The 12,692-nt window shown below is 55.4% G+C and carries 11 protein-coding genes, 1 other RNA gene and 1 riboswitch; of the genes, 9 read left to right on the plus strand and 3 right to left on the minus strand.

Going from position 1 to position 12,692, the window contains the following annotated elements:
- Window positions 1-3: 3 nt before the first annotated feature.
- Both BBW69_RS09670 and cytX read right to left on the minus strand, forming a co-directional pair.
- Window positions 4-1,098: an FAD-dependent oxidoreductase gene (locus BBW69_RS09670; protein ID WP_188211170.1), complete on the minus strand. Its 1,095-nt coding sequence runs from the start codon at window positions 1,096-1,098 to the stop codon at window positions 4-6.
- On the minus strand, window positions 1,095-2,330 hold the full coding sequence (gene cytX, locus BBW69_RS09675; RefSeq protein WP_188211171.1) for a putative hydroxymethylpyrimidine transporter CytX: 1,236 nt from the start codon (window positions 2,328-2,330) through the stop codon (window positions 1,095-1,097). Before cytX ends, BBW69_RS09670 begins: the two co-directional genes overlap by 4 nt.
- A gap of 65 nt (window positions 2,331-2,395) precedes the next feature.
- Window positions 2,396-2,499, minus strand: a riboswitch (TPP riboswitch).
- 116 nt (window positions 2,500-2,615) lie between these two features.
- On the opposite strand from cytX, the gene tldD reads away from it, so the two are divergent.
- From tldD to BBW69_RS09695, 4 genes are all read left to right on the plus strand, one after another.
- Window positions 2,616-4,058, plus strand: a complete 1,443-nt coding sequence (gene tldD, locus BBW69_RS09680) for a metalloprotease TldD (RefSeq protein ID WP_188211172.1) — start codon at window positions 2,616-2,618, stop codon at window positions 4,056-4,058.
- Window positions 4,059-4,120: 62 nt separating this feature from the next.
- Complete coding sequence (prmC, locus tag BBW69_RS09685; RefSeq protein ID WP_003677223.1) at window positions 4,121-4,942, plus strand: peptide chain release factor N(5)-glutamine methyltransferase; 822 nt, start codon at window positions 4,121-4,123, stop codon at window positions 4,940-4,942.
- A gap of 100 nt (window positions 4,943-5,042) precedes the next feature.
- Window positions 5,043-6,431 (plus strand): Na+/H+ antiporter family protein, encoded by a 1,389-nt coding sequence (locus BBW69_RS09690; RefSeq protein ID WP_107860468.1) that lies wholly within the window; start codon window positions 5,043-5,045, stop codon window positions 6,429-6,431.
- Window positions 6,432-6,656 (plus strand): SlyX family protein, encoded by a 225-nt coding sequence (locus BBW69_RS09695; RefSeq protein WP_107860469.1) that lies wholly within the window; start codon window positions 6,432-6,434, stop codon window positions 6,654-6,656. It abuts the gene before it with no gap.
- A gap of 191 nt (window positions 6,657-6,847) precedes the next feature.
- Here the strand turns inward: BBW69_RS09695 and BBW69_RS09700 are convergent, their stop codons facing one another.
- Window positions 6,848-7,618: a HesA/MoeB/ThiF family protein gene (locus tag BBW69_RS09700; protein WP_188211173.1), complete on the minus strand. Its 771-nt coding sequence runs from the start codon at window positions 7,616-7,618 to the stop codon at window positions 6,848-6,850.
- A gap of 204 nt (window positions 7,619-7,822) precedes the next feature.
- Between BBW69_RS09700 and ppc the strand changes: the two genes are divergently transcribed.
- The 5 genes from ppc to ssrS all read left to right on the plus strand — a co-directional run bounded on the left by ppc (window position 7,823) and on the right by ssrS (window position 12,517).
- Window positions 7,823-10,525, plus strand: coding sequence for a phosphoenolpyruvate carboxylase (gene ppc, locus BBW69_RS09705; protein ID WP_188211174.1), 2,703 nt, complete (start codon window positions 7,823-7,825; stop codon window positions 10,523-10,525).
- Window positions 10,526-10,647: 122 nt separating this feature from the next.
- Window positions 10,648-11,637 carry an NAD(P)H-dependent glycerol-3-phosphate dehydrogenase gene (locus BBW69_RS09710; protein WP_107961055.1) on the plus strand — a complete coding sequence of 330 codons (990 nt, stop codon included), beginning with the start codon at window positions 10,648-10,650 and terminating at the stop codon, window positions 11,635-11,637.
- Window positions 11,638-11,690: 53 nt separating this feature from the next.
- Complete coding sequence (locus tag BBW69_RS09715; RefSeq protein ID WP_107961122.1) at window positions 11,691-12,017, plus strand: hypothetical protein; 327 nt, start codon at window positions 11,691-11,693, stop codon at window positions 12,015-12,017.
- 13 nt (window positions 12,018-12,030) lie between these two features.
- Window positions 12,031-12,333 carry a cell division protein ZapA gene (locus BBW69_RS09720; RefSeq protein ID WP_107961054.1) on the plus strand — a complete coding sequence of 101 codons (303 nt, stop codon included), beginning with the start codon at window positions 12,031-12,033 and terminating at the stop codon, window positions 12,331-12,333.
- Between the two features lie 4 nt (window positions 12,334-12,337).
- A non-coding RNA gene (gene ssrS, locus BBW69_RS09725) (6S RNA) lies at window positions 12,338-12,517 on the plus strand.
- The last annotated feature ends 175 nt before the right edge of the window (window positions 12,518-12,692 follow it).

Genomic DNA, 12,692 nt, shown 5'->3' on the forward strand with positions numbered 1-12,692 from the left:
AGCTTATTTTCCAATATACGCCAAACCGCTTTCTTCATCACGTTCGGGTGCGTCTTTTCCGTCAAACAGTGCCACTGCCAATCTGACGGCGGCGGCGGTTACAGCGGGAGAAATCATGAAACCGTGGCGGAAAAGGCCGTTGATTTCAATCAGGCGTCGGGCGCGGTTGTAACGGATTTCGGGATCGTGGTGGTTGAGCGTGGGGCGCAGGCCGGTGGCGATTTCGAGGATGTCGGCTTCGCCGAAGGCAGGATGGACGGCATAAAGCGCGGATAAAAGTTCCAGCCCGGAACGCACGCTGGCAGGGGCTTGGCTTTCGCTTTCGATTTGGGTCGCGCCGATGACGAAGACGTGGTTTTCTTTCGGGGCGATGTAGAGCGGATAACGCGGATGGAGCAGACGCACGGGGCGGTTGAGCGTGATTTCGGGTGTGTAAACCCGCGCCACTTCGCCGCGTATGCCGCGCAAGGTGCTGATGTGTTCGGGGGATTGGTTCCAAGCAGTTTTTGCGCCGTAGCCGCGACAGTCGATCAGCCAGTCGTATTGGGCTTGCAGGTCTTCGGGGGCACACTCGTGTTCCCAATGGCAAGAGACGTTCAGTTCGTCCAAAGCGTCGGCAAGTGCAGACAATATTTGCCGCCCGTCGAGCTGGCCTTCGGTCGGCAGGTAGATGCCGTCTGAAAAACGTCCGCCGAGTTGCGGTTCGCGTTCGGCGATATCGTCGGTGCGCCAACGGACGATTTCGTCATCCGCCACGCCGCCGCGTTTGAGATGGCGGACGAACTCGCTGGATAATGGCTTGTCCTGCCCGTGCCACACAATCAGGCTGCCGTTTTCCTGCATCATGGCAGGCGTTTTCAGACGGCCTCTGATGTTGCGCCAAAGCGGAATGCTCTGCCTGCCGAGTTTGATGACTTCAGGCGTGGCTTCGACCGCTTCCGCCGCAGGCGCGAGCATGGCGGCGGCAACATAAGCGGCGGCGTGTTCGCCTTGGCGGGTGCCTTTGTCGAAAAGTGCAATCTGATAACCTTGTTCTGCAAGTTGCAGTGCGGTCAGCCTTCCTGAGAGGCCGCCGCCGAGGATGGCGATACGGGTCATGACGGGTTCCTTTGTATGTCGGATGATTTTTTAAACGGTAGGCGTACCGATACGGTGGCAATGGCGGTAGCAATCATTACAGGTGCTGTCAGGCCGATGCTGCTTTCCCAGCCTGCCGACAGCAGGGAGCGGTAGAGGATGAAGCCGGCCAGCCATAAGGCCAGTCCGACAACATCAAAGCCTTTTACTTCCTCACGTCGTTTTAAGACGAAGAAGTCGGCAATCAAAACTGCCGCCATCGGCGCAAATACCGAGCCGATCAAGAGAAGGAAGTTTTCATATTCGGTAACGGGCAGGAGGACGGCAAGCAGTGTGCCGACAACGGCGACGGCAACGGCGACGGGTGTTTCCGCAAGTTTGGCGGAAATATTGTTGGCACTTACGCCGGCGGAGTAAGCATCGAGAAAAGTGGTGGTAACGGTCGACAGGACGACTGCCAGAATGCCCGTTATGCCCAAGCCCGCGCCCAACAGGATTTTTGCCACATCGGTTTCTCCGGTGAACAACGCCGCTGCCAAACCTAAGGCATACATCCAGCAGCCCGTCAGCGTATAGGCGAGCGTTGCCGTCAGGGTTGCCGCAAACGGGCGGCGTGCTTGGCGTGTGTAGTCGGCGGCCAGCGGCAGCCAGGAAAGCGGCATGACGGCGGACAGTTCGACTGCCGTTCCGAAGCTCATGCCGTCTGAAACCTGTGCGGCAGTGCTGCCTGCCGTGGAAAAGACTTCGGCACTCAGCCACAGAACCGCCAACAGCATCAGCACTATCGAACCGGTTTTCAGCCAGCCTGTTTTGCGTGCGCCGAAAACCAGCCACAAGACAATCAGCGCGCCGTTGGCAAAAGCCCACCAGGAAAACGATCCGTTTTGCCAGAGCATTTTGCCCAGTGCGGAACTTGCTGCCGCACCCGAATAAATCATGACGGCCGTCCAGCCGACCAGTTGCAGCACGTTCGCCGCCGAAAATAAGACGGAACCGCCTGTGCCGAACGACAGGCGTATGCTTTCCATCGCGCTTTTTTGCGTGAATGCGCCGATATATGCCGCCGCGAAAAACAATATGCCGCCGACGGCATGGCCGAGCAGCAGTGCCGCCAAACCGCGTTGCCAGCCCAAGGGGGCGAGCAGTGTGCCCGTGCTGATTTCGGCAATCGATACCGCTGCGCCGAACCAAATCAGCCCGATGCCGGCAGCGGAGGCGGCAGACGAAGGTTGTTGTGAAATATTGCCCGACATATGACGTCCTTTAAAAAGAAGGAAGGTGGTCGGGGAAGTGCGGAAAAGGGAACGGAGGCCCGAACGGGCAGGGAAGGTTTGTTTCCTACGCAGGCATTACCCCGACAGGTTCTACGGATTTTGCTTTCGCAATCTCAGCCGCCCGGCGGCGGCACTCCGACAAGAAGCTTTAAGTGTACACAAAAGCAGGGGGCGTTGGCAAAAATCTTACATTTCAGGCGGCACGATACATTTCCATAACAAATGCCGTATAATCGGCCCACTGATTTTCTATGTCCCGACACCATGCATCAAACCTATTATGCCGTACAGCGAGATTTGCTCGAAGCCAATCATCTTTCTCCCGATCTGCTCGCCCAAAGCCTGAGTATTATCGGCGCCAACCATGTCGATTATGCCGACATTTATTGTCAGCGCACCGCCTATGAAAGTTGGCATTTGGAAGAAGGCATCGTCAAATCGGGCAGCTTCCAAATCGATCAGGGCGTGGGCGTTCGTGCCGTTTCGGGCGATAAAACCGCTTTTGCCTACGCCGACAGCCTGTGTATCGATTCGATCAACCGCTCTGCCAAAGCCGTGCGCGTGATTGGTGCGGCCGGTGGCGAGGCCAGCGTCAAAGTGCCGACACCTGCCTACGGCAAGCCTGTCCACATGGCGATGGATCCTATTGCCAGCCTTGATTCCGCTGCCAAAGTCGCGTTGTTGAACAAAGTCGAAACGCTGGCCAAAGCCGCCGATCCGCGTATCGTGCAAGTGATGGCCGGTTTGACCTGCGAATACGATATGGTGTACATCGCCCGTTTGGACGGTAAACACGCTGCGGATATTCGTCCGATGGTGCGCCTGAACGTTACCGTCATTGCCAAACAGGGCGACAGGCGCGAACAGGGCAGCGCGGGCGGCGGCGGACGCTACGACTTGGCTTATTTCGATGAAACCCTCGTGCGGCAGTTTGTCGATTCCGCCGTCAAACAAGCCCTGATTAATCTCGAATCCCGTCCTGCGCCTGCCGGCGAGATGACTGTCGTTTTGGGCAACGGCTGGCCGGGCGTGTTGCTGCACGAAGCGGTCGGACATGGTTTGGAAGGCGATTTCAACCGCAAAGAAACCAGCGTTTTCTCCGGCCGAATCGGCGAGCGCGTGGCCGCCAAAGGCGTTACCGTTGTGGATCAAGGCGATATTGCCGACAGGCGCGGCTCGCTCAATATCGACGACGAAGGCAACGAAACCCGCCGCACTGTATTGATTGAAGACGGTATTTTGGTCGGCTATATGCAGGACGAAACCAACGCCCGCCTAACGGGTACGCAATCGACCGGCAACGGCCGCCGCGAAAGCTACGCTTCCGTCCCTATGCCGCGCATGACCAACACCTTTATGGAAAACGGCGGCTACGAACCCGACGAAATCATCGCGTCCATCGACAAAGGCATTTACGCCGTCAACTTCGGCGGCGGACAAGTGGACATTACCAGCGGCAAATTCGTGTTCAGCGCATCCGAAGCGTGGTGGGTCGAAGGCGGCAAACTGCAATATCCCGTCAAAGGCGCAACCATTATCGGCAACGGCCCCGAAGTGTTGAAACATGTTTCCATGATAGGCAACGATACTGCGTTGGATAGCGGTGTCGGCGTGTGCGGCAAAGAAGGGCAGAGCGTCCCTGTCGGCGTGGGGCAACCGACCTTGCGGATTGATGCCGGACTGACCGTCGGCGGTAGCGAAATCTGAAACAGACCAACACGAAATGCCGTCTGAAACCTTTCAGACGGCATTTTCCATGAAAGGAAAATATGACTCCCGATCAATGGCTTCGCTTAAGCCCTTTGCCCAAGAACGAAGCGCGGATGCTGTTGCAGCACGCCGGCGGATACAGCCGCATCGAGCTGGTTACCCGTGGCGGGGACGAAATGCCCGACAGCGTCCGTCAGCATGCGGACATGCTGGTGCAACGCCGTCTGAACGGCGAGCCGGTCGCCTATATTTTGGGTGTGCGTGAATTTTATGGCAGACGCTTTACAGTCAATCCGAGCGTGTTGATTCCGCGTCCCGAAACCGAGCATTTGGTCGAGGCGGCCATCGGACGTTTGCCGGAATGCGGCAGTATATGGGATTTGGGGACGGGCAGCGGCGCGGTTGCCCTTACCGTCGCACTCGAACGCCCGGATGCCTTCGTCCGTGCATCCGACATCAGTCTGAGCGCACTCGAAACCGCCAGGAAGAACGCGGCAGATTTGGGTGCGGCGGTCGAGTTTGCACACGGTTCCTGGTTCGACACCGATATGCCGTCTGAAAGGCAATGGGATGTCATCGTTTCCAACCCGCCTTATATCGAAAACGGCGACATTCATCTTTCTCAAGGGGATTTGCGGTTTGAGCCGAAAAACGCGCTGACCGATTTTTCAGACGGCATGAGCTGCATCAGGGCATTGGCGGAGGGTGCGCCAAAGTATCTGGCAGACGGCGGGTTTCTGCTGTTGGAACACGGATTCAATCAGGGCGGTGCGGTGCGCGGCGTGTTGGCGGCCCATGGGTTTACGGAAGTGGAAACCTTGACCGACCTGGCCGGGCTGGACAGGGTTACGTTTGGGAAATATATGAAGCATTTGAAATAAGTGTTTACACAATTGGCGGTTTTTCCGTTATTGGGTTATGATGGGTTTCGATATGTAAATTTTATTTTAATTTTTGGAGAAAAAATAAGGAGAAACGAAGATGAATGCAGTCGTAATCGCCGTAATCGTCATGTTGGTGCTGTCGCTGTCGCGCGTGCATGTGGTATTGAGTTTGACGGTCGGTGCATTTGTCGGCGGCGTGGTGGCAGGTATGCCGCTGCAAAATATAACCGATGCGGCCGGACAGGTCAGTCAGGCTGGAATTATCCCCGTATTTAACAAAGGCTTGGAAGGCGGCGCGAAAATTGCGCTCTCTTATGCCATGCTCGGCGCGTTTGCCATGGCAATCACCCATTCGGGACTGCCTCAACAGCTTGCGGGTGCGATTATCCGCAAATTGAACCGGAGCAGTATGCCCGACAGCGTGCGTTCGGGAGAAGGCGCGGTCAAATGGATGCTGCTTTCCATCATCTTGGTGATGGGCATCATGAGCCAGAACGTCGTGCCTATCCATATTGCCTTTATTCCGATGATTGTCCCCCCGCTGCTTTTGGTGTTCAACCGCCTGAAGGTCGACCGCCGACTGGTTGCGTGCGTCATCACTTTCGGTCTGGTTACGACCTATATGTTTCTGCCTTACGGCTTCGGTGCGATTTTCTTAAATGAAATTCTGTTGGGCAACATACATTCCGCCGCGCCGGAACTCGACGTTAAAAACATCAACGTTATGGCGGCAATGGCTATCCCCGCATTGGGTATGGTAACCGGACTCCTGCTGTCGTTTGTACATTACCGCAAGCCTCGCCTGTATCAAAGCAATGATACCGATGCGGCGGGCAATGCCGATGCGGCAAACCAACCTCAGGCGTCTTCGTACCGCAGCCTGGTTGCGGCCATCGCCATTGCCGTATGTTTTGCCATCCAGCTGATGTACGAAGATTCGCTGGTGTTGGGGGCGATGCTCGGTTTCGCCGTATTTATGATGTTGGGCGTAATCAACCGCAACAAGGCCAGCGATGTCTTCGGTGAAGGCATCAAGATGATGGCCATGGTCGGTTTTATCATGATTGCGGCACAGGGTTTTGCCGCCGTGATGAGTGCGACCGGACACATCCAGCCGCTGGTCGAAAGCAGCATGGCGATGTTCGGCGGTAACAAAGGCATGGCGGCATTGGCTATGCTGCTGGTGGGGCTTTTGGTAACCATGGGTATCGGTTCGTCCTTTTCCACTTTGCCCATTATTGCCGCGATTTATGTACCGTTGTGCATCAGTCTGGGCTTTTCGCCGCTTGCCACAGTCTCTATTGTTGGTACGGCGGGTGCGTTGGGCGATGCCGGTTCGCCCGCATCCGATTCGACGCTGGGCCCGACCATGGGTTTGAACGTTGACGGACAACACGACCATATCCGGGATTCCGTCATTCCAACCTTTCTCCACTACAACATCCCGCTGCTGATTGCCGGTTGGATTGCCGCGATGGTGCTGTAAATGGATGGGCTTGAAGGGCTGGAGTGCCGTATTGTCGAACTGGAAATCCAATCTGCGCTTCAGGAGGACGTGATTACCGGCCTGAACGCGATGGTGGCGGAATTACGGCAGACGTTGGATTTGCAGCAGGCTCAGTTGAGGCTGTTGTACGGCAAGCTGCAAGACAAAAATTCCGACGCGCAAGAGCCGTATTCCCTGCGCGATGAGATTCCCCCGCATTATTGATACATATCTTAATGCCGTCTGAAATCTTTTTCAGACGGCATTTTTGCGTTCGGGGAAGGGAATGGGCAAACGTTTGGGAAATATGCTCGGAAAAGGTGCAACTCGTTTTTTGAGGAAATAGGGTTTGTTTACGGCACACGTTTTACCGGCGGCAACCGCATGCCGGTGCATGATGTGAGCGGCGGCACGGTTTATCGCTCCGAGCCGCAAACCGGGCATTCGGGGTTGCGCGGCAGGTCGAAATACCGCCACCCTCCTTCCAAGGCACGGTAAACCGCCAGCCTGCCTTGTGACGGTTCGCCTGCATCCAGCAGGATTTTCAGTGCCTCCTCCGCCTGCGTGCAGCCGATGATGCCGACCAGCGGCGAGAATACGCCGAAAAGGGAACAGATGCCGTCTGAAGCCGATCCGCCGTCGAACAGGCAGGCATAACACGGCGAGTCGGGTAAGTCGGGACGGTACACGGCAAGTTGCCCTTCAAAGCGTACCGCCGCTCCTGAAACCAGGGGTGTTTTCGCCTGCACGCAGGCACGGTTGACCGCCTGCCGTGTGGCATAGTTGTCGCAGCAGTCTAAAACGATGTCGGCGGTTTGAGCCAAATCGGTTAGGCGACCGCCGTCGAGTTTTTCGTTGACGGTGCGGACATCGACGGTATGGTTGATATGGCGCAGACGGTCTGCCAAGGCTTCGGTTTTGAGTTTGCCGACGTCGCCCTCGTCAAATGCAACCTGACGTTGCAGGTTGTGCAGTTCGACCGTGTCGAAATCGGCTATGGTCAGCGTACCGACACCCGAAGCGGCAAGGTAGGGCAGTGCGGCGGCACCCAAACCGCCGCATCCGACGACAAAAATATGCGCGTCGGAGAGCTTTTGCTGCCCTTCGATGCCGATTTCGTCCAGAAGGATGTGCCGGCTGTACCGCAGCAGGAATTCGTCGTCGGGGTCGTGTCGGGTGGTATTCATGGAAAAGTCGGGTCTGGAATCGGTCGGCCGATTTTACCGCCGTCGGTATCGCGTTTTCAACTTCAGACGGCATTTCGGGAGAAAGATAATTAAAGTATGAATGGTTTAGGGCGTGCTGCCCCCGTACGAGGGTGAAACGTTTTGGCACGGATGCGGCATTTGAGGTACATTTACAATATTTACGGCAAACGAGAGAGAAAAATCATGCAACTGCATATCCTGAATAATCCGAAGGATGCGGCATTAGCGGCAGACGCGGAATTTTTAAAACAGTCGTTGTTCAACCTTCTTCACGAGGAAGCCTCGCCGTTGGTGGTGGAAACGGTCAAGCTGCTGTCCACTTCGGACGATAGCGCGGCACTGATTGAGAAGGTTTTGCCGCAACTGGACGAACAGCAAACCCACGACCTGACGCTTGCCTGCGGACTGTTCGCACAAATTTTGAACATTGCCGAAGACGTGCATCACGAACGCCGCCGTCAGGTTTATGAAGATGCGGGCAGTAGCGGTGCGGAAGGCAGCCTGGCGGAAACGGTACGCAAGCTCAGAGCCGGAAAAATCAACGGCAAAACGGTGCAACAGCAGCTGGACAATACGGCCGTTACCGCCGTCTTGACCGCGCATCCGACCGAAGTGCAACGTCAAACCGTTTTGAGCTTCAACCGCCGTATCCGCGCCCTGTTGCCCCGTCGGGAACGCTGCGCCAACGCCGATGCGCTGACCGCGCTGCGCCGTGAAATCGACACTATCCTGCTGGGCTTATGGCAGACCAGCGAAACGCGCCACCACAAACTCAGCGTCAACGACGAAATCAACAACGGCGTGTCCATCTTCCCGATGAGCTTTTTCGAAGCCCTGCCCAAACTCTACCGCAATATGGAACGCGACTTTCAGACGGCATATCCCGATGTGGACGTTCCCGACATCCTGAAAATCGGCGGCTGGATCGGCGGCGACCGCGACGGCAATCCGTTCGTTTCTGCCGAAACCCTGCGCTTTGCCTTCCGCCGCCATGCCGATGCCGTGTTCCGTTTTTACCGCAGCGAACTCGACAAACTTTACCGCGAGTTGCCGCTCTCCATCCGCCGCGTCAAAGTCAACAGCGATGTGATGGCGTTATCCGACGAATCTCCCGATGAAGAAATCGCCCGTACCGAAGAACCCTACCGCCGCGCCATCGCCTACATCATGGCGCGCGCCTTGGGCAAAGCACGCGCGCTTGGTTTGGGCATGGGCTGTAAATTCGGCTTTCTCGAGCCTTATGCTTCGGCCCAAGAATTTCTCGATGATTTGAAAAAATTGCAACGTTCCCTTATCGACAACGGCAGCCGCCTGCTTGCCGAAGGCCGTTTGGCAGACCTCATCCGTTCCGTGTCCGTGTTCGGCTTCCACATGATGCCGCTCGACCTGCGCCAACACGCAGGCAAACACGCCGATGTGGTTGCCGAGCTTTTCCAACACGCAGGCTTGGAAGACTACAACAGCCTGAACGAAGAGCAAAAACAAGCCGTCCTGTTGCGCGAGTTGAGTCATCAACGTCCGCTGTACAGCCCGTTCATCACATACAGCGACCATACCTGCCACGAGCTGGCGATTTTCAACGAAGCGCGAAAAATCAAAGACGAATTTGGCGAAGATGCCGTTACACAAAGCATTATTTCCAACTGCGAACAACCCAGCGACCTACTTGCCTTGGCATTGCTGCTGAAAGAAAGCGGCCTGCTGGTGGTGGAAAACGGCAAACCGCAAAGCCGCATCAATATCGTGCCTCTGTTTGAAACCATCGAAGCGCTTGAAAACGCCTGCCCGGTGATGGAAACCATGTTCCGCCTCGACTGGTATGATGCCTTGCTCGAAAGCCGCGGCAATATCCAAGAAATCATGCTCGGCTACTCCGACTCCAACAAGGACGGCGGCTATGTTACCAGCTCATGGTGCCTCTATCAGGCGGAATTGGGCTTGGTCGAACTCTTCAAAAAATACGATGTCCGCATGCGCCTGTTCCACGGACGCGGCGGCAGCGTCGGACGCGGCGGCGGCCCGTCTTACCAAGCTATTCTTGCCCAACCGGCAGGCAGCGTGGCCGGACAAATCCGCATCACCGAGCAAGGCGAAGTCATCACCGCCAAATACGCCGACCCCGGTAACGCCGTGCGTAACCTCGAAACCCTTGTTGCCGCAACACTCGAAGCCAGCCTGCTGCCCGATCAAAAAGACCCCGAACCCGCGCTCATGCAGGCATTGTCGGACGTATCGTTCAAATACTACCGCGAACTGATTACCCATCCCGACTTCATCGACTACTTCCTGCAAACCAGCCCGATTCAGGAAATCGCCACCCTCAACCTCGGCAGCCGTCCCGCCAGCCGTAAAACCTTGGCGCGGATTCAGGACTTGCGCGCAATTCCGTGGGTATTCTCATGGATGCAAAACCGCCTTATGCTGCCGGCTTGGTACGGTTTTGGCAGCGCAGTAGAAACCTTGTGCGAAGGCAAACCCGAAACCCTCGCCGCCCTGCGCGAACACGCCCAAAGCAACCCGTTCTTCCAAGCCATGCTTTCCAATATGGAGCAAGTGATGGCGAAAACCGACATTACTTTGGCGGAAAACTACGCCGGCTTGAGCGAATCGCCGGAAAAAGCCGCCGTCATCTTCGGCATGATTAAGGAAGAATACCAACGCAGCCGCAAAGCCCTGCTCGATTTGCTGCAAACCGAAGAGCTCCTGCGCGACAACCGCAGCCTCGCCCGTTCACTTGCCTTGAGGATTCCATATTTGAACGCCCTCAACGGCCTGCAGGTTGCCATGCTCAAACGCCTGCGCAAAGAGCCCGACAATCCGCACGCGCTGCTGATGGTTCACCTGACCATCAACGGCGTAGCGCAAGGTTTGCGCAATACCGGCTGATTGTGCCGTTTCGGGATAAAATGCCGTCTGAACGCCTTTCAGACGGCATTTCCCTGTCTGCACTTGCAGAGAAACAGCGATTGTTTTAAAGTGAACGGCAGTGATATGTTGAAAGACGACCAATGAAAATTACCGTTATCGGCGCAGGTTCGTGGGGTACGGCGCTCGCCCTGCATTTTTCCCAACACGGCAACCGCGTATCCCTATGGACGCGCAACGCAGATCAAGTCCGCCAAATGAAGGAAGAACGTGAAAACAAGCACGGGCTGCCCGGTTTCCCCTTTCCTGAAACGCTGGAAGTGTGTATTGATTTGGCAGAGGCGTTGCAAGACAGCGGGCTGGTGTTGATTGTTACTTCTGTCGCAGGTTTGAGAAGCAGTGCGGAACTGTTGAAGCAATACAATGCAGGACATCTTCCGATTCTAGCTGCCTGCAAAGGATTCGAGCAGGATACCGGACTGCTGACCTTCCAAGTATTGAAAGAAGTATTGCCCGATAATAAGAAAATCGGCGTACTCTCCGGTCCGAGTTTTGCACAGGAACTGGCCAAACAACTGCCCTGTGCCGTCGTCCTCGCTTCCGAAAACCAAGAATGGGTCGAGGAACTTGTCCCCCAACTCAACACTTCGGTCATGCGGCTTTACGGCAGTACCGACGTTATCGGCGTGGCGGTTGGCGGCGCGGTAAAAAATGTTATGGCGATTGCCACCGGATTGTCCGACGGTCTAGAGTACGGGCTTAACGCCCGTGCCGCACTGGTTACACGCGGACTGGCCGAAATTACCCGACTTGCCTCCGCAATGGGCGCACAGCCCAAAACCATGATGGGGCTGGCCGGTATCGGCGACCTCATCTTGACCTGTACCGGCGCACTCTCACGCAACCGCCGCGTCGGTTTGGGTTTGGCAGAAGGCAAGGAACTGCATCAGGTGCTTGTCGAAATCGGGCACGTTTCAGAAGGGGTTAGCACCATAGAAGAAGTCTTCAATACTGCCTGTAAGTACCAAATCGACATGCCGATTACCCAAACCCTGCTGCAACTCATCCGTAAGGAAATGACCCCGCAACAGGTTGTCGAAAGACTGATGGAACGCAGCGCACGTTTCGAATAAACAACAAACAGATGCCGTCTGAAACCCCGGACGGCATACAGACAGGTAAGGTCATGAAACAAAATATCGAAAAACTCGAAAGCAGCGTTTATACGTTGGTACAGAAATTCGAAACCCTCATCAGCGAAAACCGCCGCCTCAAAGAAACCGTTGCCGAGCTCAAACGGGCGCACGAGAGACAGGAATACGAACACAAAACCGCCGTTGACGAACTCAGCGAAGCCCTGCTCATTCAAGTCAGCAAACTCAAGGAAGACCTGCAAAACAAGATTGACAGCCTGATGGAAGAAAATTCACGATATCGCACCCTACTCGAACAGAGCAGGGCAAGAATCGAAGCACTGATTGCACAGCTTCCCCAAAATCAGGAAACGCAGTGATAAGGAGTAGAGGATGAATACCGAACAAGTCCACATCGAAGTCATGCACGCCCAATTGACCGTCAACACGCCGGCAGAAGAAAAAGACACACTTTTACAGGCAGTCGAAATGCTCAACAGAAAAGCCGAGGCAATCCGAGAAGGCGGACGAGTTGCCGACAGCGAGAAAATCGTCATCATGGCTGCACTCAATGTCGTTCATGACCTATTGAAACTTTCCCTTAACGGCGATTTGGCAATCGGTGATTTTGAGCGTAAAATAACCGATATGAGCAATGCCTGCCAAAAAGCACTAACCCGCTTGGGGCAGGAGTAACAGTTTTTCCCTGCGGTGTCCGCGAAGGCATATATTCCTTTGAACCAATAAGTTCGCTTAAGGTTGCCGGGAGAAGTAGTGGGCGCGAGCGTCCCCTTACGGATGCACCCGAAACTACCCGAGGCAGCCGCCTTGTCAACAAGGTTCAAGCGGATTCGGCCGAAACGGCTCTCGCGGGGATTCCCATATAAGGCCGCATCGCAAGATGTGGCCTTTCCTTTGGAATAAAACGCATTGAGAAATGCAAACTGTCTGCAACCGATGGTGTAATGAGAAAACCTCGTCGTAACGCAGTAATGCGATTGACAAAATGCGCCGTCATCTTTAAAATTTACAACTTTCTATATCTATCTGGATTT

Source organism: Neisseria sp. RH3002v2f (assembly GCF_014596375.1).
Taxonomy (GTDB): Bacteria; Pseudomonadota; Gammaproteobacteria; order Burkholderiales; family Neisseriaceae; genus Neisseria; species Neisseria cinerea.

Coding starts and splice junctions, on each gene's coding strand:
- BBW69_RS09670 (WP_188211170.1), bottom strand. CDS start 1,098: ATGACCCGTATCGCCATCCTCGGCGGCGGCCTCTCAGGAAGGCTGACC.
- cytX (WP_188211171.1), bottom strand. CDS start 2,330: ATGTCGGGCAATATTTCACAACAACCTTCGTCTGCCGCCTCCGCTGCC.
- tldD (WP_188211172.1), top strand. CDS start 2,616: ATGCATCAAACCTATTATGCCGTACAGCGAGATTTGCTCGAAGCCAAT.
- prmC (WP_003677223.1), top strand. CDS start 4,121: ATGACTCCCGATCAATGGCTTCGCTTAAGCCCTTTGCCCAAGAACGAA.
- BBW69_RS09690 (WP_107860468.1), top strand. CDS start 5,043: ATGAATGCAGTCGTAATCGCCGTAATCGTCATGTTGGTGCTGTCGCTG.
- BBW69_RS09695 (WP_107860469.1), top strand. CDS start 6,432: ATGGATGGGCTTGAAGGGCTGGAGTGCCGTATTGTCGAACTGGAAATC.
- BBW69_RS09700 (WP_188211173.1), bottom strand. CDS start 7,618: ATGAATACCACCCGACACGACCCCGACGACGAATTCCTGCTGCGGTAC.
- ppc (WP_188211174.1), top strand. CDS start 7,823: ATGCAACTGCATATCCTGAATAATCCGAAGGATGCGGCATTAGCGGCA.
- BBW69_RS09710 (WP_107961055.1), top strand. CDS start 10,648: ATGAAAATTACCGTTATCGGCGCAGGTTCGTGGGGTACGGCGCTCGCC.
- BBW69_RS09715 (WP_107961122.1), top strand. CDS start 11,691: ATGAAACAAAATATCGAAAAACTCGAAAGCAGCGTTTATACGTTGGTA.
- BBW69_RS09720 (WP_107961054.1), top strand. CDS start 12,031: ATGAATACCGAACAAGTCCACATCGAAGTCATGCACGCCCAATTGACC.